At 65.3% G+C, this 20,921-nt stretch carries 19 protein-coding genes and 1 pseudogene; 9 read left to right on the top strand and 11 right to left on the bottom strand.

The features are described 5' to 3' along the window. Positions 1 to 339 (top strand): annotated as a pseudogene (locus ACLP9N_RS19030) (hypothetical protein); the annotation flags it as partial. Between the two features lie 50 nt (positions 340 to 389). Here ACLP9N_RS19030 and ACLP9N_RS19025 read toward each other — a convergent pair. Beyond that, on the bottom strand, positions 390 to 1,145 hold the full coding sequence (locus ACLP9N_RS19025; RefSeq protein WP_442408876.1) for a L,D-transpeptidase: 756 nt from the start codon (positions 1,143 to 1,145) through the stop codon (positions 390 to 392). A gap of 161 nt (positions 1,146 to 1,306) precedes the next feature. On the opposite strand from ACLP9N_RS19025, the gene ACLP9N_RS19020 reads away from it, so the two are divergent. Continuing rightward, positions 1,307 to 1,963, top strand: a complete 657-nt coding sequence (locus ACLP9N_RS19020) for a cysteine hydrolase family protein (protein ID WP_442408875.1) — start codon at positions 1,307 to 1,309, stop codon at positions 1,961 to 1,963. Between the two features lie 17 nt (positions 1,964 to 1,980). Continuing rightward, positions 1,981 to 2,913 (top strand): LysR family transcriptional regulator, encoded by a 933-nt coding sequence (locus ACLP9N_RS19015; protein ID WP_442408874.1) that lies wholly within the window; start codon positions 1,981 to 1,983, stop codon positions 2,911 to 2,913. 7 nt (positions 2,914 to 2,920) lie between these two features. Here the strand turns inward: ACLP9N_RS19015 and oxc are convergent, their stop codons facing one another. Further along, on the bottom strand, positions 2,921 to 4,612 hold the full coding sequence (gene oxc, locus ACLP9N_RS19010) for an oxalyl-CoA decarboxylase (RefSeq protein WP_442408873.1): 1,692 nt from the start codon (positions 4,610 to 4,612) through the stop codon (positions 2,921 to 2,923). Positions 4,613 to 4,847: 235 nt separating this feature from the next. Between oxc and ACLP9N_RS19005 the strand changes: the two genes are divergently transcribed. Continuing rightward, on the top strand, positions 4,848 to 6,437 hold the full coding sequence (locus ACLP9N_RS19005; protein ID WP_442408872.1) for a FadD7 family fatty acid--CoA ligase: 1,590 nt from the start codon (positions 4,848 to 4,850) through the stop codon (positions 6,435 to 6,437). Between the two features lie 4 nt (positions 6,438 to 6,441). On the opposite strand, the gene ACLP9N_RS19000 is transcribed toward ACLP9N_RS19005, so the two are convergent. From ACLP9N_RS19000 to ACLP9N_RS18990, 3 genes are all read right to left on the bottom strand, one after another. Beyond that, positions 6,442 to 6,945, bottom strand: a complete 504-nt coding sequence (locus ACLP9N_RS19000; RefSeq protein ID WP_442408871.1) for a DUF2231 domain-containing protein — start codon at positions 6,943 to 6,945, stop codon at positions 6,442 to 6,444. Positions 6,946 to 6,959: 14 nt separating this feature from the next. Further along, positions 6,960 to 9,140: an elongation factor G-like protein EF-G2 gene (locus ACLP9N_RS18995; protein ID WP_442408870.1), complete on the bottom strand. Its 2,181-nt coding sequence runs from the start codon at positions 9,138 to 9,140 to the stop codon at positions 6,960 to 6,962. 149 nt (positions 9,141 to 9,289) lie between these two features. Further along, a complete protein-coding gene (locus ACLP9N_RS18990; RefSeq protein ID WP_442408869.1) occupies positions 9,290 to 9,715 on the bottom strand; it encodes a TIGR03668 family PPOX class F420-dependent oxidoreductase in 426 nt (141 codons plus the stop codon). A gap of 190 nt (positions 9,716 to 9,905) precedes the next feature. On the opposite strand from ACLP9N_RS18990, the gene ACLP9N_RS18985 reads away from it, so the two are divergent. From ACLP9N_RS18985 to ACLP9N_RS18970, 4 genes are all read left to right on the top strand, one after another. Continuing rightward, positions 9,906 to 10,979, top strand: a complete 1,074-nt coding sequence (locus tag ACLP9N_RS18985; RefSeq protein WP_442408868.1) for a S1C family serine protease — start codon at positions 9,906 to 9,908, stop codon at positions 10,977 to 10,979. Positions 10,980 to 11,100: 121 nt separating this feature from the next. Further along, complete coding sequence (treS, locus tag ACLP9N_RS18980; RefSeq protein WP_442408867.1) at positions 11,101 to 12,876, top strand: maltose alpha-D-glucosyltransferase; 1,776 nt, start codon at positions 11,101 to 11,103, stop codon at positions 12,874 to 12,876. Continuing rightward, positions 12,873 to 14,249: a maltokinase N-terminal cap-like domain-containing protein gene (locus ACLP9N_RS18975; RefSeq protein ID WP_442408866.1), complete on the top strand. Its 1,377-nt coding sequence runs from the start codon at positions 12,873 to 12,875 to the stop codon at positions 14,247 to 14,249. The genes treS and ACLP9N_RS18975 overlap by 4 nt, the downstream gene beginning before the upstream one ends. 52 nt (positions 14,250 to 14,301) lie before the next feature. Further along, complete coding sequence (locus tag ACLP9N_RS18970) at positions 14,302 to 14,982, top strand: YoaK family protein (RefSeq protein WP_442408865.1); 681 nt, start codon at positions 14,302 to 14,304, stop codon at positions 14,980 to 14,982. Positions 14,983 to 15,059: 77 nt separating this feature from the next. Here ACLP9N_RS18970 and ag85C read toward each other — a convergent pair whose 3' ends face one another. The 5 genes from ag85C to ACLP9N_RS18945 form a co-directional block, all read right to left on the bottom strand. Next, a complete protein-coding gene (gene ag85C / locus ACLP9N_RS18965; protein ID WP_442408864.1) occupies positions 15,060 to 16,061 on the bottom strand; it encodes a diacylglycerol acyltransferase/mycolyltransferase Ag85C in 1,002 nt (333 codons plus the stop codon). A 169-nt stretch (positions 16,062 to 16,230) separates the two neighbouring features. Further along, positions 16,231 to 17,049, bottom strand: a complete 819-nt coding sequence (locus ACLP9N_RS18960; protein WP_442408863.1) for an ABC transporter permease — start codon at positions 17,047 to 17,049, stop codon at positions 16,231 to 16,233. After that, a complete protein-coding gene (locus ACLP9N_RS18955; protein WP_442408862.1) occupies positions 17,039 to 17,881 on the bottom strand; it encodes an ATP-binding cassette domain-containing protein in 843 nt (280 codons plus the stop codon). The genes ACLP9N_RS18960 and ACLP9N_RS18955 overlap by 11 nt, the downstream gene beginning before the upstream one ends. Next, a complete protein-coding gene (locus ACLP9N_RS18950) occupies positions 17,878 to 18,339 on the bottom strand; it encodes a MarR family winged helix-turn-helix transcriptional regulator (RefSeq protein WP_442408861.1) in 462 nt (153 codons plus the stop codon). Before ACLP9N_RS18950 ends, ACLP9N_RS18955 begins: the two co-directional genes overlap by 4 nt. A gap of 52 nt (positions 18,340 to 18,391) precedes the next feature. After that, positions 18,392 to 18,895 carry a metallophosphoesterase family protein gene (locus ACLP9N_RS18945; protein ID WP_442408860.1) on the bottom strand — a complete coding sequence of 168 codons (504 nt, stop codon included), beginning with the start codon at positions 18,893 to 18,895 and terminating at the stop codon, positions 18,392 to 18,394. Positions 18,896 to 18,914: 19 nt separating this feature from the next. On the opposite strand from ACLP9N_RS18945, the gene ACLP9N_RS18940 reads away from it, so the two are divergent. Continuing rightward, the gene (locus ACLP9N_RS18940) at positions 18,915 to 19,370 is read left to right on the top strand and encodes a MaoC family dehydratase (protein ID WP_442408859.1); all 456 of its coding nucleotides are present in this window, start codon (positions 18,915 to 18,917) and stop codon (positions 19,368 to 19,370) included. 184 nt (positions 19,371 to 19,554) lie between these two features. Here the strand turns inward: ACLP9N_RS18940 and ACLP9N_RS18935 are convergent, their stop codons facing one another. Beyond that, a complete protein-coding gene (locus tag ACLP9N_RS18935; protein ID WP_442408858.1) occupies positions 19,555 to 20,889 on the bottom strand; it encodes an acyl-CoA dehydrogenase family protein in 1,335 nt (444 codons plus the stop codon). Positions 20,890 to 20,921: the final 32 nt, after the last annotated feature.

Here is a 20,921-nt window from a genome sequence, read left to right as displayed (position 1 = left end):
CTGTTCGCCAACCCCGACAACAGCCGCCGCATCGGCGACACCATCTTGATCGTCGCCGATCCCGCGACGGCAGCGGCCGGACTCGACAACACCAAAACCAATTACGCGGGTAAGGTCAGCGGTGCTTGGCAGCCAGTCGATGTCGGCTCCAATGGAGCACTGATCTCCGGCACTTCGCCAGACAATTCCCAGGCGATCACGGTGCTGTTGTTCACCGAGGGCAAGGCGCTGGTCAATATGGAATTCGACAGCGCGCCCAGCGATCCGATCGATGCCGACATTGCCAAGGACATCGGCCGCAAGCAGGACACCGCGATCAAGAAGGGGCTACCCAGCTAGCGGTATTTGCGTTGTGCCACCGTCTGTTTCGCGCGCTCTGAGTGCCGGCGTCAGGCTACGACCTGGATGGGGTCGCCGACGTTCACATTGTTGAAGTACCACGCGGCGTTGTCCGGGCTCAGGTTGATGCAGCCGTGGCTGACGTTGGCGTAGCCCTGCGAGTCCACCGACCATGGGGCGGAGTGCACGTAGACACCGCTCCAGGTGACGCGGACCGCGTACTGGGCGGTGATCTTGTAGCCCTCGGGTGAACTCAGCGGGATGCCGATGGTCCGCGAGTCCATCACGACGGAACGCTCTTTCTCCAAGGCGGTGAAATTGCCGATCGGTGTCGGGCGGGAGGGCTTGCCCATTGACGCCGGCATGGTGCGGAGGACCTCTCCATTCCTGCTCACAGTGAAGGTGTGCGCGGAGAGGCTGGCGACGCCGAGCAGCGCATCACCGGTGTCGAAGCCCGTCGTCAGCGCCTGCACACCCACCGACACATGGGCATGGGCGGGCCAGTACTGGGCGGGAACCCACTGCACGACATTGTTGTCGACCCACTCGAAGTGTCCGGTCGTGTTGCTGGGGGAGGTGACTTGGATGGACCGTTCGGCGGCGCCGCGGTCGGTGACCGGCGCGGTGAACGTCACGACGACGGGGTGCGCCACGCCCACCACTGCGCCATCAGCCGGCAAAACGGAAGCGACGGCGGGAACCGGCTGGGGTACCGGGACCGCGGCCTGGCTGCGGCTGAGCGAACCAGTCAGCGTCATTGTCGCCATCACGCCGATAACGACTAGATAACGAGCAGCGCGGCGCATAGCGTTAAACCCTTCGAGACGGCGTGATCAACACAACCGTATTGTAGTTGTCGTCTACCCATTACGTGTTTTTAAGCAAACTGTGACACGGCTGCCGATCGTCTCGGTAACGGCCTGGTCACTGTTCGATTTCGGTCCGCGCCCCGGCGAGGAGAGCAGGGATGATCGTCGGCGATTCGTACACCCGCCCGTCAGCGGGTTCGGCCGCCCTGGTGCTGATCGATGTGCAGCGCGATTTTCTGGACACCCCTGGCGGCCAGGCGCCGATGCCGGTCACCGGTACATGTGCGGCGATCGCAGCAATGGCCAAGTTGGCCAGAGCCTTTCGCGAGCGCGGACTTCCGATCGTGCATATCGTCCGGCTGTACCAACCGGACGGTTCCAACGCCGATTTGGTGCGGCGGCGGCTGATCGAACAAGGCGCGCGGATCGCCGCGCCGGGCAGCGCCGGATCGCAGATCGCCGCGGAACTGATGCCCGATGTTGTTGAGCTGGAACATGAATTGCTGCTTTCCGGTGGCGTGCAACAGATCAGGGCAGCCGAGCACGTCATGTACAAACCGAGGTGGGGTGCTTTCTACCGCACCGGTCTCGAGCGGCATCTGCGTGAGAGCGGGATCGACACAGTGGTTTTCGCGGGATGCAACTTCCCGAACTGCCCCAGGACATCGATCTACGAGGCCTCCGAACGCGACTTCCGGATTGTGTTGGTGTCTGATGCGGTCTCGGGCCTGTATGACCGTGGTGTCGACGAGTGCCGTGCCATTGGGGTGGACGTCCGAGATCTCTCTGCGACACTAGACTGGCTGGCCCGGTAGCCGAAGGAAGTGGTGTGGTGCTCTTCCGTCAACTGGAGTACTTCGTCGCGGTCGCCCAGGAGCGGCACTTCGCGCGGGCGGCAGAGAAGTGCTACGTATCCCAGCCCGCGCTGTCCGCGGCGATCGCCAAGCTGGAACGCGAGCTCAACGTCACGCTGATCAACCGCGGACACAGCTTCGAGGGCCTCACGCCTGAGGGCGAGCGGTTGGTCGTGTGGGCCAAGCGGATTCTGGCCGAACACGATGCGTTCAAGGCCGAGGTGCACGCGGTGCGATCCGGCATCACCGGCACACTTCGGCTCGGCACCGTTCCCACCGCCTCGACCACCGCATCGCTGGTGCTGTCCGCGTTCTGTTCGGCGCATCCGTTGGTGAAGGTGCAGATCCGTTCCCGGCTGGCCGCCACCGAACTGTACCGGCGTATGGCCGACTTCGAACTCGACGCGGTCATCGCGCATGCTACGTCCGACGATGGCCACGAGGTGGACCTGGTCCCGCTGTATGAAGAGCACTACGTGCTGCTGGCGCCGGCGGATATGCTGCCCTCCGGCGCATCGACCCTGACGTGGCCGGACGCCGCGCAGCTGCCGCTGGCGCTGCTCACTCCCGACATGCGCGACCGCCAGATGATCGACCGGGCCTTCGCCGGCCACTCCATCTCGGTGACTCCACAGGTCGAAACCGACTCGGTTGCTTCGCTATTCGCGCAAGCCGCCACCGGGAATTGGGCCTGCATCGTTCCGCACACCTGGCTGTGGACCAGCCCGATGGGCGGGGATATCCGGGCGGTCGAGATGGCGGACCCGGTGCTGACCGCCGAGGTTGCGCTGGCCACCAACTCCGCCGGGCCGGGTTCCCCGGTGGCGCGCGCACTCACCGCGTGCGCAAAGGAGCTGGCGCTGCACGAGTTCTTCGATGCCCAACTCGCGGGGATCACCCGACGGCGCTGATCGGCAGCTATGCCGGTGTGGCGGCGCTGGTGGGGTTGCGGCTGGCCAGGTGCCCGCTTTCCACCCCCGCGGCCGGGTCCAGTTCGCAGTCGATGATCGACGGACCGTTCGACGCGATCGCTTCCGTCAACGCCTTGCGTAGCTCGGATGGAGTAGTGACGTGATACCCCTTGCCGCCGAACGCTTCTGCGATCAACTCGTGACGCGCGTGGGCGTTCAGCACCGTCGGCGCCGGGTCGCCTCCAGTCGCGACCTCGTCACCGCGGTAGACCCCGCCGTTGTTGAGGATGACAACGGTGACCGGCAGTCGGTAGCGGCAGATGGTCTCGATTTCCATGCCGCTGAAGCCAAATGCGCTGTCGCCCTCGATCGCAACCACCGGCTTGCCGGTCTCCACGGCCGCCGCGATGGCGTAGCCCATACCGATACCCATCACCCCCCAGGTTCCCGTGTCGAGCCTGTGCCGCGGCGCCTCCATGTCGATGACGTTGCGCGCCACGTCGAGTGCGTTGGCTCCCTCGTTGACGACATAGACATCCGGATTCGACTGCAGGACATCACGAATAGCCCCCAACGCGTTGTAGAACCGCATCGGGTGCAGATCGTCGGCCAGGTGGCGGCGCATCTTGGCGTCGTTGGTTGCCTTGCGCTCGGCCAGTTCGCCGGCCCAGTCGGCGGGGATGGCGAGCGGATGCGCGGACACGCCGTCGAGTAGCGCCGACATCACTGAGCCGGTGTCGCCGACCAGCGGCGCCGCGATCGGCTGGTTGCTGTCGAGCTCCGTTGCGGCGATGTCGACTTGAATGAACTTGGCATCGGCAGACCATTGCGGCGACTCCCCGTGGTCGAGCAGCCAGTTCAGCCGGGCGCCGACCAGCAAGACCGCATCCGCGCGGGCGATCGCCAGCGAGCGCGCCGCGGCGACCGACTGCGGGTGTGAGTCCGGCAGTAGCCCTTTGGCCATCGACATCGGCAGAAACGGAATTCCGGTGGTCTCGACAAACTCTCGAATCACGTTGTCGGCCTGTGCGTATGCCGCACCCTTGCCGAGTACGATCAGCGGTCGCTGCGCCTGGGCCAGCACGCCGAGCGCGCGGTCGACGGCTTCCGGCGCGGGCAGTTGCCGCGGAGCCGGGTCAACGATCCGCCAGATCGTGTCGGCGCCGGCCGAGGTTTCCATGGACTGCCCCAGAACATCACCGGGGATGTCGAGGTAGACGCCGCCCGGCCGGCCAGAGATCGCGGTGCGGATGGCGCGCGCGACACCGCGACCGATGTCATCCACCCGGCTGATCCGGTACGCCGCCTTCACGAAAGGCCTTGCGGCGTTGAGCTGGTCGAGGTCTTGGTAGTCACCCCGCTGCAAGTCCACGATCGGCCGACTGCTGGATCCCGAGATCTGGATCATCGGAAAGCAGTTGGTGGTGGCGTTGGCCAGCGCGGGCAGACCATTGAGAAAGCCAGGGCCGGATGTCGTCAGGCAGACACCGGGCCGCTTGGTCAGGTATCCCGCGGCGGCAGCCGCGTTGCCGGCGGAGGTCTCTTGCCGGAAACCGATGTAGCGGATGCCGGACGCCTGCGCGACGCGAGCGAGGTCGGTGATCGGAATGCCGACGATCCCGTAGATCGTGTCGACGTCGTTGGCCTTGAGGGCGTCCACCATGAGATGGAAGCCATCGGTCAAACGGGTCGTGGTCATGTCGCGGCTCCTCGTGTGTTTGTCTGTGCTCCGTAATCACTGTGGTCCGCGTGACCCACCGGTGTCCAAGACCCAGCGGCTATCCGGCGATTCACGCCGTCTATCGACCCATTGATAGCTACCGGTTATGGGCCGGTAGTGGATCGGTATTGGACGACGCATGAGGCAGCCCGGCATGGTCTAAATAGAACCGATTTCGCACCTGCGAAAGGAACGAAAGGGAAGGAGTGCGGCGATGACGTCTCACCCGATCACCAGCACCGAATTCGCGAGCTCCCGCATCGCCGATCTGGTCGAGGTGGCGGCAACCCGGCAGCCGGGTGCGCCGGCGCTTATCGTCACCGCCGATCGCGTCCCGCTCGGCTACCGCGACCTGGTCCGCCTGGTCGACGACTTGGCCGGCCAGTTGACGCGGGGCGGGCTGCTGCCGGGTGATCGGGTCGCGCTGCGCGGGGCCAGCAACGCCGAATTCGTCCTCGGCTTGTTGGCGGCATCTCGAGCGGACCTGATCGTGGTTCCGCTGGACCCGGCCCTGCCGGTCAGCGAGCAGCGCGCCCGCAGCGAAGCGGCCGGCGCGCGAGTGGTGCTCGTCGACGGCGCCGAGCCGGGCGACACGGGTGAATCGATCCTGCCGTGCTGGCCGATCGCGGTGTCCGTCGGCCAGAACGGTGGCGACCTGTCAGTCCGGCTGGACACATCCACGCCACCCAACCCGGTGAATTCCGCCCCTGACGGGCTCCAACCGGACGACGCCATGATCATGTTCACCGGCGGGACAACGGGTTTGCCGAAGATGGTCCCCTGGACGCAGTCAAACATCGCGGGCTCGGTGCGGGCCATCATCGCCGAGTACGGGCTCGGCCCGCAGGACGCGACCGTCGCGGTGATGCCGCTGTACCACGGGCATGGGCTGATCGCCGCCTTGCTGTCCACCCTGGCGTGCGGGGGCACCGTGTTGCTGCCCGCTCGCGGGCGGTTCTCGGCGCACACGTTCTGGGATGACATCGACGCCGTCGGCGCCACCTGGTACACGGCGGTGCCGACAATTCACCAGATCCTGTTGGAGCGCAACAAGACCGCCTCGGAAACCAGCTCGGCGGAGCGGCACCCAGCCGCACTGCGCTTCATCCGTAGTTGCAGCGCGCCGCTCACCCCCGAGACGGCGCAAGCGCTGCACGACGTGTTCTCGGCGCCGGTGGTGTGCGCCTTCGGCATGACCGAAGCCACGCACCAGGTAAGCACCACCAGCATCGACAGCAACGAAAACCCCGCCGCGACATCGGGTCTGGTGGGCAGATCGACTGGGCCCCGGATCCGGATCGTCGGGTCCGACGGGCAGCCGCTGCCCCAGGGGGCCGTCGGCGAGGTTTGGCTGCACGGCCCCACCGTGGTGCGCGGCTACCTCGGCGACCCGGCGATCACCGCAGCCAACTTCACCGAGGGATGGTTGCGCACCGGTGATCTGGGGTCACTGTCCGCGGAGGGCGACCTGACCATCCGCGGCCGGATCAAGGAACTCATCAACCGGGGCGGCGAGAAAATCTCGCCGGAGCGGGTCGAAGGAGTGCTGGCCAGCCATCCCGACGTGCTCGAGGTCGCCGTGTTTGGCGTCCCGGACAAGATGTACGGGGAGACGGTGGCCGCGGTGATCATTCCCCGCGGATCCGCTGCGCCGACCCCGGCGGAGCTCGCGGAGTTCTGCCGCGAGCGGCTGGCGGCCTTCGAGGTGCCGACCAGCTTCCGCGAGGCGAGCGCCCTGCCGCACACCGCCAAAGGCTCGCTCGATCGCCGCGCCGTTGCCGAACAGTTCGGCGGCGGCGCCTGATCCGCTACGGCAAGGACCCGGCCGAGTACCCAGCCGAGTTTGAAGCCGTGCTTCCCCACGCGGCGCGCGCACCCGATTCTCCGACGCGGTAGGTCTGCACCAGCGTGGCGATGGCGGCGGCGATGACCAGCACCCCGACCACCGCGTGCAGGCCGACTTGCACCGTGCGTCCGCGCGTCTGGCGAATGTGGACGGCGGTCAACAGAACGATGGTGGCCACGAGCGCCGCCACCATGTAGATCAGGGTTTCGCCCAGTTCCTGGTGAACCTTGACCGGCGGCGGGGCGCCGACCTTCCCTGCCAACCACGCACCCGAGTTGGTGGTCAAGGGCGTCAGGATCAGCGTGCCCACCGACAGCACCAGAACCAGCCAGATCAGACGGCGTCGCGCCGCGGGCCACAGCGCGCAAAGGATCGCGAGGATCGCAGACAGCGGGCCGAGGACAACGACGAAATGGTTGAGCAGGATATGGGCGGGAAGTCCGTTGACCGTAGTAACCGGAGCCATGAGTCCGCGGGACTCTAGGAGACGTCGGTTTTCACTTTGGCCGCTGCGGATTCCGGCATCGGTTCATAGCGGACAAACGAACGGGTGAAGGATGCCGCCCCGTGCGCCAGCGAGCGCAGGTCGATCGCGTAGCGCGTCAGCTCGATCTGCGGGACTTCGGCTTTCACGACCGTGCGTTCGTGGCCCGCGGTGTCGGTGCCGAGCACCCGGCCGCGATGGCTCGACAGGTCGCCCATCACCGCGCCGACAAAATGATCGGGTACCAGCACCGAGATCTCGTCGATCGGCTCGAGCAAAGTCACCTTGGTCGCGGCCGCCGCCTCCCGCAACGCCAGCCCGCCCGCCATCTGGAACGCGAAATCCGAAGAGTCGACGCTGTGCGCCTTGCCGTCGAACAGCGTGACCCGGATGTCGACCACCGGGTAACCCGCCTGCACCCCCTTTTCCATCTGCGCGCGGACACCCTTCTCCACACTGGGGATGAAATTCCGCGGCACCGCTCCACCCACCACCTTGTCGACGAACTCGAAGCCGGAGCCCTCCGGCAGCGGCTCCACCTCGATGTCGCACACCGCGTACTGGCCGTGCCCACCGGACTGCTTGATATGGCGGCCATGGCCTTTCGCCTTGCCGCTGATGGTTTCCCGCAGCGGCACCCTCAGCTCGATCGTGTCCACGGTGACGCCGTACCGATTGGCCAGTGCGTCGAGAACGACGCCGGCATGGGCCTCGCCCATGCACCAGAGCACGATCTGATGGGTCTCCTGATTTTGCTCGATGCGCAGCGTCGGGTCTTCGGCGGCCAACCGCCCCAGGCCGACTGACAGCTTGTCTTCATCGGCTTTGGCGTGTGCCTGAATGGCGATCGGCAGCAGCGGCTCCGGCATAGTCCAGGGTCTCAGCACGAGAGGCTCGGACTTGTCCGAAAGCGTGTCGCCGGTCTCGGCGCGGGTCAGCTTGCCGATCGCACAGATGTCTCCCGCCACCACGGCCGACGCCGGGCGCTGCTGCTTGCCGAGCGGGAACGACAGCACCCCGATCCGTTCGTCTTCGTCGTGGTCGGGGTGCGAGTTCAGACTCCCATTGCTCCCAGGGCTCCCGTTGGATCCTCCGAAGAAGGACGCAAAATGGCCCGACACGTGAACCGTCGCGTCGGGCTTGATGGTCCCGGAAAACACCCGGACCAGGCTGACCCTGCCGACGTAGGGGTCCGACGTCGTCTTGACCACCTCGGCCAGCAGCGGCCCGTTGGCGTCGCAGGCCAGTGTGGCGTGGCCGGCGCCCTGCGGCGTAAAGACCTCCGGCAGCGGGTGTTCCAGCGGGGACGGGAAGCCGCGGGTGGCGATCTCCAGCAATTCGAGCGTGCCGACGCCGGTGCCGCTGCACACCGGGATCACCGGGAAGAAGGAACCCCGGGCAACGGCTCGCTCCAAGTCCTCCACCAGCACCGACTCGTCGATCTTCTCGCCACCGAGATAGCGCTCCATCAGGGACTCGTCCTCGGACTCCTCGATGATCCCCTCGATCAGGGTGCCCCGCGCCTCCTCGATGCGATCGGCGTCCGACGGGTCCGGCGGCTGCGTGGTCCGCTCGCCGCCGTCGTACTTGTAATAGGTCTGTGAAAGCAATCCGATCAGGCCTGTGCAGGCTTGCATGCCGGTCGGCAGATAAAGGGGTAAAACCTTGTCCCCGAACGCGTTTTGCGCTGCGGCCAGCGCCTCTTGGTAGTTCGCCCTGGCGTGGTCGAGCTTGGTGATCACCACGGCACGGGGCATGCCGACCTGGCTGCATTCCTGCCAGAGCGACTTGGTCGGCTCGTCGACACCCTCGTTTGCCGCGATGACGAACAGCGCGCAATCCGCGGCTCGCAATCCGGCTCGCAGCTCACCCACGAAGTCGGCGTATCCGGGCGTGTCGACGAGGTTGACCTTGATGCCGTCGTGCAAGAGGGAAGCCACGGCAACACCGACCGAACGCTGCTGCCGGATCTCCGCCTCCTCGAAGTCGCTGACCGTGGTGCCGTCTACCACCGAGCCCTGCCGGGACAGCACCCCGCCGGCGACCAGCAGCGCCTCGACGAGTGTGGTCTTGCCGCCGCCCGACGGCCCGACCAAGACCACGTTGCGAACGGCGCTCGGACCGTCCGCAGTGGGAGCGACTCCCGCGCCCTGGGAACCATTCGCTCTGTCGGCCATGACTTCCTCCAGTGTTTGCTCGCCCGGATGCAAGTGTGCGGGTGTGTCCTAGACCACACCCGTAAGCAACTTTTCCCCCAACCGCCGCCCAACACAAGGCCACGGACCAGACACAACCGGGTTGACGCGCGGGTCGCGCAGCGCCCGGCTCAGGCGTGCCAGCTCGACCAGCGCCGCAAGGCGACCGTGATTACCGGTCCGTCTAACGAAACTGATTGGTACTGAGGGTATTTGGCGCGCAGCAGCCGGTATCCCGTGTGCATCTGCTCGCCGTCGTAATGAATCGTGGCGACACCGTCGGCCCGCACCCACCACAACTGCGTCCAGTCATCGGAGTAATGGTCGACCAGCAGGCTGGCCTGCGGATTGTTCTCGATGTTGGCCAGGCGCCGCAGTCGGTGCGTCGTCTTCGGTTTCGCATCGACAGCGGTGTAGACGATCTCTGCGCCGTCCTGGCCGTCGGGGTCGACCGCGAAGACCACGGGTACCAGGTGCGGTACGCCGTCGGGCGTGACGGTGGCCAGTCGCGCTACCGGGGACCGGCGAAAGCTGGCCCGCGGGTCGAATTCGCCCACTTTGCCAGCTTAGAAGCCAGCTTAGAAGCCAGCTTAGAAGCCAGCTTATGAGCTGCGGGTTGGGTTGACGGGATGCCTGACCAAGCCCAAGGTGAGCAACGTGGTTTACGGTGAACAGACCAATGACGTGCAGCCCAGAGCCAGAGGCTGGGGCAATGCTGATTCCCACCCCGACGCAGGAGGAAACGCGATGAGCAAATGGCACCACCGGTCGCCCTGGTGGTCATGGTTAGTCAGCGTGCTGGCCGTGGTCGGGCTGGGACTGGCCACGGTGCCGGCGTCCGCCGCACCTTCCGTGCCACTCGCACCTGCCCACGATGGGTTCGGTGGGTTCAGCGAGCGGCCTGCGCCAAAGCTCGACCCCGCCGGGATGGTTGCGCCGCAGGTAGTCAACATCAACACCCGGTTCGGCTTCAACAACGCGGTGGGAGCCGGAACCGGCATGATCATCGATCCGGGCGGTGTGGTGCTGACGAACAACCACGTGATTTCGGGCGCTACCGACATCAGCGCGTTCTCCGTCGCAAACGGCCAGACGTACGCCGTCGACGTAATCGGCTACGACCGCACCCAGGACGTCGCGGTGCTGCAGCTGCGCGGCGCGGGCGGCCTTCCCTCCGCCGCGATCGGTGGCGGGGCCTCGGTCGGCGAGCCGATCGTCGCGGTGGGCAACACGGGTGGCCAGGGCGGAGCGCCCAGCGCGATGCCGGGCCACGTGGTCGCCCTCAACCAGACCGTCCATGCATCAGATTCCCTGACCGGCGCCGAAGAAACGCTGAACGGGTTGATCCAGGTCGACGCGCCGATCAAGCCCGGCGACTCGGGCGGGCCGATTGTCAACAACGCCGGGCAGGTGGTCGGGATGACCACCGCGGCCACCGATAACTTCAAGATGTCGGGCGGGGCGGGCTTCGCCATCCCGATCGGTCATGCGATCGGCGTCGCAGGCGCGATCCGAGGCGGTGGCGGGTCGCCCACCGTGCACGTCGGGCCGACGGCCTTCCTTGGTCTGGGCGTTGTGGACAACAACGGAAATGGTGCGCGGGTCGAACGCGTGGTCGGGACTGGCCCGGCATCGGAGGCCGGGCTCTCTCCGGGCGACGTCATCACCTCGGTCGACGGTGCCTCCGTCACCTCGGCCACCGCGATGGCGGATGTGCTCGTCCCGCATCACCCGGGGGACACCATCGCGCTGACCTACCGCAGCGCGTCGGGCAACGTACGCACCGTGAATGTGACATTGGCAGACGGGCCTCCGGCCTGAGATCCGCCCGTATCGTGCCTGGCTGTCGGCCAATTTCGCTTCCGCCAGAGCCGATTTGCCGATTGTTGGCGGGCGTGATTCCAGGTGTCCCGCCTCGGGTACCCGTGGCATCGTGGAAGCGATGAACGACGGAAAAGACGCTGTCGAACACCATCCAACCGGGGGCAGTCACGTCGAAGGAGGTGTGGTCGAGCACCCGAGCGCCGACGATTTCGGCGACGCCGCGGTACTGCCCGCCGACCCGACCTGGTTCAAGCATGCGGTTTTCTACGAGGTGCTGGTCCGCGCGTTCTTCGATGCCAGCGCGGACGGTTCCGGCGATCTGCGTGGACTGCTCGACCGCCTGGACTACCTGCAGTGGCTCGGCATCGACTGCATCTGGCTGCCCCCGTTCTACGACTCACCGCTGCGTGACGGCGGCTATGACATCCGGGACTTCTACAAGGTGCTGCCAGAGTTCGGTACGGTCGACGATTTCGTCGCGCTGGTCGACGCCGCTCACCGGCGCGGCATCCGGGTGATCACCGACCTGGTGATGAACCACACATCCGAGTCGCACCCGTGGTTTCAGGAGTCGCGCCATGACCCCGATGGGCCGTACGGCGACTACTACGTGTGGAGCGACACCAGCGACAAGTACACCGATGCCCGCATCATCTTCGTCGACACCGAAGAGTCGAACTGGACGTTCGATCCGGTCCGCCGCCAGTTCTTCTGGCACCGGTTCTTCTCCCACCAGCCCGACCTGAACTACGACAACCCGGCCGTGCAAGAGGCGATGATCGATGTCCTTCGCTTCTGGCTCGACCTGGGCATCGACGGGTTTCGTCTGGACGCGGTGCCGTACCTCTTCGAGCGCGAAGGCACCAACTGCGAGAACCTGCCCGAGACGCACTCCTTCCTCAAGCGCGTCCGCAAAGTCGTCGACGACGAGTTTCCGGGCCGCGTGCTGCTGGCCGAGGCCAATCAGTGGCCGGCCGACGTCGTGGAGTACTTCGGCGACGCCAGCACCGGCGGCGACGAATGCCATATGGCGTTTCACTTTCCGCTGATGCCGCGCATTTTCATGGCGGTGCGCCGCGAGTCGCGGTTTCCGATCTCGGAGATCCTGGCGCAGACGCCAGACATCCCGGACATGGCCCAGTGGGGAATCTTCTTGCGCAACCATGACGAGTTGACCCTGGAGATGGTCTCCGATGAGGAACGCGACTACATGTACTCCGAGTACGCCAAGGATCCGCGGATGAAGGCGAACGTCGGGATCCGCCGCCGCTTGGCGCCGCTGCTGGAAAACGATTTCAACCAGATGCGATTGTTCAACGCACTGCTGCTGTCGCTGCCCGGCTCTCCGGTGCTGTATTACGGCGACGAAATCGGCATGGGCGACGTCATCTGGCTCGGGGACCGCGACGGAGTTCGCACGCCGATGCAGTGGACACCGGACCGCAACGCCGGATTCTCCACCGCCAACCCGGGTCGGTTGTACCTGCCGCCAAGTCAGGATCCGGTATACGGCTATCAGGCCGTCAACGTCGAAGCGCAACGCGACACGTCAACCTCCCTGCTCAACTGGACTCGCATCATGCTGGCCGTACGCCGTCGACATGACGCCTTCGCGGTCGGCACATTCGAGGAATTGGGCGGGTCGAACCCGTCGGTGCTGGCGTTCGTGCGCCAAGCGGCAGATGATGGCGACACTGTGCTGTGCATCAACAACCTGTCGCGGTTCCCCCAGCCAATCGAACTGAACTTGCAGCACTGGAACGGCAGCACGCCGGTCGAGCTGACCGGACAGGTCGAGTTTCCGCGCATCGGACACCTGCCTTATCTGCTGACGCTGCACGGACACGGGTTCTACTGGTTTCAGCTGATCCCATCTGAGGAGAACAACGCATGACTGACTCAGCCAAGCACCCAGCCACGCTGGTGGCCAAGCTGCCTTGGTCTGAGTGGCTGCCCCAGCAACGTTGGTACGCGGGACGCAACCGCGAGCTGTCCGCCGCTGAGCCCGCCGTAGTCGTCCCGCTGCGCGACGACCTCGACCTGGTGCTCATCGACGCCGAATACACCGACGGCTCATCGGAGCGCTACCAGGTGATCGTCGGATGGGATTCCGCGCCAGTCTCCGAGTACAGCACCGTGGCCACCATCGGCGCTGCCGAGGACCGCACCGGCTTCGACGCCCTGTATGCCTCCGACGCGCCGCAGTTTCTGCTGTCGCTGATGGACACGTCGGCCGTGCGCGATGAGTCCGACGTCGAAGTGGCGTTCATCAAGGAGCCCGACGTCGAACTGCCGCTGGAGTCCGATCCGCATGTCTCCGACGCCGAGCAGTCCAACACCAGCGTGATCTTCGACCGGCGCGCCATCTTCAAGGTGTTCCGCCGGGTCAGTGACGGCATCAACCCGGACATCGAACTGAACCGGGTGCTCGCGCGGGCCGGCAACCCGCACGTGGCCCGACTGTTTGGCACCTACGAGATAGCCGCGTCTAATCCCGATAAGGCCTGCCCGCTTGGCATGGTGACCGAGTTTGCGGCCAACGCCGCCGAAGGTTGGGCGATGGCCACCGCCAGCGTCCGCGACCTGTTCGCGGAGGGCGACTTGTACGCCCACGAGGTCGGCGGTGACTTTGCCGGCGAGTCCTACCGGCTCGGTGAAGCGGTCGCGTCCGTGCATGCCACCCTGGCCGAGTGTCTCGGAACCGCGCAAATGCCCTTTCCGGTGGACAATGTGATGGCGCGATTATCGTCGACCGTGGCTGCCGTGCCCGGGCTGCGCGAGTATGCGGCGACGGTCGCAGAGCGATTTCAGAAGCTGGCCAACGAGACGATCACCGTTCAACGGGTGCATGGTGATCTGCACCTGGGACAGGTGCTGCGCACCCCGGAGAGCTGGCTGCTGATCGACTTCGAAGGCGAGCCGGGCCAGCCGCTGGACGAGCGGCGCGCGCCGGATTCGCCCTTGCGCGACGTGGCCGGCGTCCTGCGTTCCTATGAGTACGCCGCCTACGGGCCGCTGGTGGACCAATCCAGCCAGTCCCCCGACAGGCAACGTGCCGCCCGCGCCCGGGAGTGGGTCGAACGCAACCGCACCGCGTTCTGCGACGGCTACGCGGCCGCGTCGGGGGTCGACCCACGCGATTCAGCGCTGCTGCTGGCTGCCTACGAACTCGACAAAGCGGTCTACGAGGCCGGGTACGAGGCGCGGCACCGGCCTGGATGGCTGCCGATCCCACTGCGGTCCATCGCACGGCTCACCGCTGTTTAGTCCGGCGCAACTGTGCGCTGCGTCTGCGGTGCCCGGATGAAATCATGTGCGTGTGGCGGGTGAGATCTTCAATGGTGAGTCGCGATTGTCGTGGGTGCTGGCGGTGCTGGCCGGCGTGCTGGGGGCTACCGCGTACATGCACTCCGCGGGATACTTTGTGACCTTCATGACCGGGAACGCGCAACGCGCTGTGCTGGGGTACTTCAGCAACGATGCGAAGCTGGCGGTCTCAGCGGGGGCGCTCATACTGTGCTTCGTCGCCGGCGTGGTGGTCGCATCGATGTGCCGGCGACGTTTCTGGACAGGGCATCCGCACGGCCCGACCGTGCTGACCACCTTCAGTCTGCTGGTCGCCACCGTGCTGGACGTCATCGATGAGGGATGGGAAGAACTTCAGCTTGATTTCATGCCAATCATGTTGGTGGTCTTCGGCGTTGGCGCGTTGAACACGTCGTTCGTCAAGGATGGCGAGGTGTCGGTGCCCTTGAGCTATGTGACCGGCACGCTGGTTAAGATGGGCCAGGGCATCGAACGCCACATCGCTGGGGGAAAAGCGTCGGACTGGCTCGGCTATTTTCTGCTTTTCGCCAGCTTCGTTCTGGGCGCCGCGGTCGGCGGCGGCATCAGCGTGCTCGTCAATGGCACCTGGATGCTGGTGGTCGCCTCGGTCATGTGCGCGTTGACAACTGGCTACACGTATTTCCATCAGGATCGCCGCGCTCAATTCGACTGAGCCGCAAAAAGAAGCATCGGCAGCAGCGCTGGCCGTTGCGCTGCTGCCGATACTGGCTTGGTGTTACCGGCGGACCCTTACGCCGAGTTGTTGCTCGCGTTGAGCACCTGCTGGATGTCGGGCTTCATCGCGACCAGCTGGGCATTCCAGTAGGGCCACGAGTGCGTCCCATTGGCCGGGAAGTTGAACACGCCGTTGCGTCCACCCGAAGCCGTGTAGGTCTGCTGGAATTGCTCGTTGGTGCGCAGGGTCATGCCTTCCAGCATCTTCGCCGGCACGTTGTCGCCGCCGAGGTCGCTCGGATTGCCGTTACCGCAGTAGACCCAGACCCGGGTGTTGTTGGCGACCAACCGCGGAATCTGGACCATCGGGTCGTTGCGCTTCCACGCCGGGTCGGTCGACGGGCCCCACATGCTGTTGGCGTTGTAACCGCCCGAGTCGTTCATCGCCAGGCCGATCAGCGTAGGCCACCAGCCCTCGGACGGGTTGAGGAAGCCGGAAAGCGATGCAGCGTAAGGGAATTGCTGCGGGTAGTACGCGGCCAGGATCAGCGCCGAGCCGCCGGACATCGACAAGCCCACCGCAGCGTTGCCGATCGGCGAAACCTGCTTGTTGGCCTGCAGCCAGGCGGGCATCTCCTGAGTCAGGAAGGTTTCCCATTTGTAGGTGTAGTTCTGCCCGTTGCCCGACGACGGCTGGTACCAGTTGCTGTAGAAACTGGACTCGCCGCCGACCGGCATGATCACCGACAGACCCGACTGGTAGTACTCCTCGAAGGCGTTGGTGTTGATGTCCCAGCCGTTGTAGTCGTCCTGTGCGCGCAGGCCGTCGAGCAAGTAGACCGCGTGTGCTCCGCCGCCCTGGAACTGCACTTTGATTTCGCGGCCCATCGACGGTGATGGAATCTGCAGGTATTCCACCGGAAGACCCGGCTTGGAGAACGCCCCCGCGGTCGCCGTGCCGCCGACGGCACAGACAAGACCGGACAACACGGCAGCTCCTATTGTCGCAACAGCCAGCCGGCGCGGCAGCTTTGCCGTGGCGCCGCGAAACTTTCGCATCCCCTCGAAGAGCGTCATAGCTTCTACCCATCCCAACTTTCATCGACTCTTAGGTGCCGCGTCATGCGGTCGAATCTGTCAGGGCGAGTGAAACACAGGGGGACGGCTCGATTCAGATGTCGTGGCCGAAACTCGACGTCGCGGTTGGCTAACGATTAGGAGTCGGTGCGGACTCGTCTGCGCGACTCTACGTGACCAAGCGGCGCAATAACGTTGACGCCGTAGCGATTCCGATCATCGCCGCCGCCACCAGCACGACGATGTCGAGCGGATTGAACGACGTGCCGATCAACAGCGCCCGCAAGGCGTTGACCTCGTAACTAAGCGGGTTGACCGTGCTCAGCGTGTGCAGCCAGGCGGGCATCACGTCGACGGGGTACAGCGCGTTGGACGCGAAGAACAACGGCATGGTGATGGCTTGGCCGATCCCCATCAGGCGATCGCGACTGCGCACCAGCCCTGCCAGCGTCATCGACAGGCACGCGAAGAACGCGGCACCGAGCATGACGATGGCCATCGCCGCCAGGATCCGCAATGGGTTGATGGTCAGGCCGATGTCCATCAGGTATGCCAGCGCCATCACGCCGACGACCTGGGCGACCGACCGCACGCCCGCCGCGAATGCCTTGCCGGTGATCAGCGCCGACGCCGGCGCCGGGGTCACCATGAGTTTGGCGAGGATGCCGGCGTCTCGATCCCAGATGATCTGTATGCCGTAGAAGATAGAAATGAACAGCGCCGACTGGGCGATGATCCCCGGCGCCAGAAACGCCAGATAGGACACCGAGCCGGTGTGAATGACGTGCAGCTTGCTGAACGTGGTGCCGAAGATCAGCAGCCACAGCGCGGGTTGCACCATCCGGGTGACGAGTTCGGTGCGGTCGTGCTGCAGCTTCTGCAGTTCGACGATCGCGAACGCGCTGACGCGGTCCAGCGTTGCGGCGACTCGGTGCCATCCGCGCGGGGCGCGGACCAGCGTGACTCCGGCAGCGTGATCAACTTGCACGGCTGGCAACCTTTCTGCTGGAACGGATTTGGCGGAACGACTCGGCTGCTTCCTGCGAGTCCTCCGATCCCCGGGACAAGTCGTGCGCCGTGTAGTGGCGGAACACATCCTCGAGCGTGGCGCGCGGCGACACCTTGGATATCTGGGCCTTCAAATCGGCGGGAGTGCCCACGGCCCGCAACACGCCGTGATGCATCAACGCGACCCGATCGCACAACGCATCGGCTTCCTCCATGTAATGGGTGGTCAGCAGCACGGTCATGCCGAACTGAGACTGCATGTTCTGCACCTGCGTCCAGACGCCGTCCCGGGCGATCGGATCCAGCCCCACGGTCGGTTCGTCGAGCACCAGCAGCGACGGGCGGTTGACCAGTGCCTGGGCCACTTCCAGGCGGCGCACCATGCCGCCGGAGTAGGTCCCTGCCAGCCGGTCGGCCACGTCATGCAATTGCATGGCGGCCAGTGCCTGATCGGCGCGCTCGGCACGCTGGGCGCGGGGCACCCCGTACAGCCGTGCGAACCATTCCACGTTCTGCCGGCCGGTCAGCGCCGGCTCGATCGAAAGCTGTTGCGGCACATAGCCGATATTGCTTCGGATATCGACAGTCTGATCGCGCGAGTCCATTCCGAAGATGCGCAATTCGCCCTGCTGCACCGGTGTCAGCGTGGTGAGCATTCGCACCAACGTCGTCTTTCCCGCGCCGTTGGGGCCCAGCAGGCCCATGGTCTCGCCGGGCCGTACCTGCAACGTCAGGTCGTCGACGGCGGTGAACCGGCCGTAGCGGTAGGTCAGCTTCCGGCAGTCGATGGCCATTGGCAGTGATCCGCTCATGAACGTCGCTCCTGCAATAGTTGGGATATCGTGTCAAGCACCTCTAACCCCTTTGTCAGAGAACCGATTTGATCGCCGTCAAGTTCGCCGAGCACCTCGGACAGCAACGCTCGCCGTGCGGCGCGGGACGCGTCGACGATCCGCTGGGTGGGCTCGGCCAGCCGTAGCTGACCGACCCGACGGTCGGCGTCGCCGACCGTCCGGATGAGCAATCCGTTGGCTACCAGCTTGGAGACCAAAGTCGAGGCGGTGTTGGGCACCAGTCCGAGTTCGGCGGCCGCGGCGCTGACCGAGATCCCCGGTTGCCGGCCGACCAGCCATAACAGCTCCGATTGCGATTCGGTGAGCCGCGCGGAGTCGAACCCGCGACCGGCCGACCGGCGGAGCTGCCGGCGGAATCTCCCCACGACGCCGAACACCTCGGCGACCAGCTCGGTGCGTTCCTTGAGTGCCTGCATATATCTCTGTTTACGAGCTATATATGTGTGCGGGCTATGTATGGCCTAGCTGTCAGCTACTTTTCGAAAGACGATGCAGCACCACGTCCTTCAGTTCCCCGTCGTCGGCGCCCGCGGTCATGTAGCTGCAGAACGGTTGGCGGCGGCGGTCGGTCGGCGAACCTGGATTAAGCAGGCGCAACCCGGTGCTTGTCCTCGTATCCCAGGGGATATGACTGTGCCCGAACACCAGGACGTCGCTGTCCGGATACAGCCGCGACAACCGGCCTTCGCGGCCGGCCGCCGCCCCGGTCTCGTGCACGACGGTGAAACGAACGCCCGCCAACGTCGTGTCGGCGCGCTCCGGCAACCGCTGCCTTAAGGCGGATCCGTCGTTATTTCCCCAACACGCGATCAGTCGAGTCGCCCTGGCTTCCAGCTCGTCGAGCAGGTCGGGTGTTACCCAGTCGCCGGCGTGTATGACGACGTCTGCGTTCGCGACTTCGTCCCAGACCTGTGCGGGCAGGTCGCGTGCGCGTTTGGGGATATGGGTATCGGCAATCAGCAGCAGTCTCACAGGTTCTATGCTTACCCCCATGCGCACTTTCGAGTCAGTAGCAGACCTTGCCGCGGCCGCGGGCGAGACCATCGGGCAGAGCGACTGGGTGACCATCACCCAGGAAGACGTTAACCTGTTTGCCGATGCGACCGGCGACCATCAGTGGATCCACGTCGACCCCGAACGCGCGGCCGAGGGCCCGTTCGGCAAGACGATCGCGCACGGCTACATGACGCTTTCGCTGCTGCCGCGGCTACAGCATGAGATCTACACCGTGAACGGCATCAAGCTCGCAATCAATTACGGCCTCAACAAGGTTCGCTTTCCTGCGCCGGTACCCGTCGGATCGAGGGTTCGCGCCACCAGCTCGTTGGTCGGTGTCGAGGACGTCGGGAATGGAGCCGTGCAGGCGGTCGTGTCGACCACCGTCGAGATCGACGGGTCGCCCAAGCCAGCGTGCGTGGCCGAAAGTATCGTTCGCTACGTTTCGTGACGTTCCGGTACCGCGAAACTTAAACCACGGCTGCGTTTTTCGGCGTGTCATGTGCGTGGTTTAAGTGTCGCGGTGGTGATGGGCGTCGGGATGGTGCCGAGCCCGCGCCAGGCTTCTCGAGATATAAACCACGGCTGCGTTTTTCGGCGTGTCGTGTGCGTGGTTTAAGTGTCGCGGCGCCCGATCAGAACTCGGCGATGGAGTGCTCCAGGCGCTCAGCCAGCCGGGCCTGGGCTTCGGCCCGCCGGGTGGGTATGTGCTGCGACGGGAAAGGTGTTGTCACAGGCTGGTATTCGCGCAACGTGCGGCGGGCCACCGTCATCTTGTGCAGCTCGGTGGCGCCGTCGGCGATGCCCAGTGACTCGGCGGCCACCATCATCTTGACGAACGGCATCTCGTCGGAGACGCCGAGCGCGCCGTGCAGGTGCAGGGCCCGCTGCGCGACGTCATGCAACACCTGCGGCATGACGACTTTCACCGCCGCGATGTCGCGGCGCACCTTCTGGTAGTCGTGGTGTTTGTCGATCAGCCAAGCGGTGCGCAGCACCAGCAGCCGGAACTGCTCGATCTGGATCCAGCTGTCGGCGATCTTCTCCTGGGTCATCTGGAAGTCGGCCAGTCGACCGTGCCTGGTCTGCCGCGACACCGCGCGCTCACACATCATGTCGAAGGCCTTGCGCGCCAAGGCGATTGTGCGCATAGCGTGGTGAATGCGGCCACCGCCGAGGCGCGTCTGCGCGATCATGAACGCCTGGCCTTCGCCGCCCAGCACATGATCGGCCGGCACCCGGACGTCGTTGTAGCGGACGTAGCCGTGCGAGCCGTGCTTACCCGACTCGCCTCCCACCGCGACGTTGCGGATGATCTCGATGCCCGGTGTCTCGCCGGGAACGATGAACAGCGACATCTTGTCGTACGTGCGGACGTCGGGCTTGGTCACGGCCATCACGATGAAAAAGGAGGCGTGTTTGGCGTTGCTGGAAAACCACTTCTCCCCGTTGATCACCCAGTCGTCACCGTCGCGGGTCGCACCCGTCACAAACATCCCGGGATCAGACCCACCCTGCGGTTCGGTCATCGAATAGCAGGACGTGATCTCGCCGTCCAGCAGCGGCTGCAGATAGCGGGCCTTCTGCTCGTCGGTGCCGAACAGCGCCAGAATCTCGGCGTTTCCCGAGTCGGGTGCCTGACAGCCGAACACCGACGGCGCCCAGCGCGAGCGCCCGAGGATCTCATTGAGCAGCGCGAGCTTGACCTGGCCGAAGCCCTGCCCGCCGAGCTCGGGTGTCAGGTGCGCGGCCCACAACCCCTGGTCCTTCACCTGCTGCTGCAGCGGCCGCAGGATCGCCATCATCTCGGCGTTCTTCTTGTCGTAAGGATCAAGGGAGACCAGATCGAGCGGTTCGAGTTCCTCGACCATGAACTTTTCCACCCAGTCCAGCTTCGCCTGGTATTCCGGGTCCGTTTCGAAGTCCCACACCGTCGGCCACCGTTCCCCGGCGCAGCATCGCACCGGCATCTTAGGTATAGCGAGCTGGAGCCATGGTAAAT

The sequence above is a fragment of the Mycobacterium sp. genome, assembly GCF_052144515.1.
GTDB lineage: Bacteria > Actinomycetota > Actinomycetes > Mycobacteriales > Mycobacteriaceae > Mycobacterium.
The sequence above is the reverse complement of the archived record's forward strand: the minus strand, read 5'-3'. Positions and strand labels throughout refer to the sequence as shown.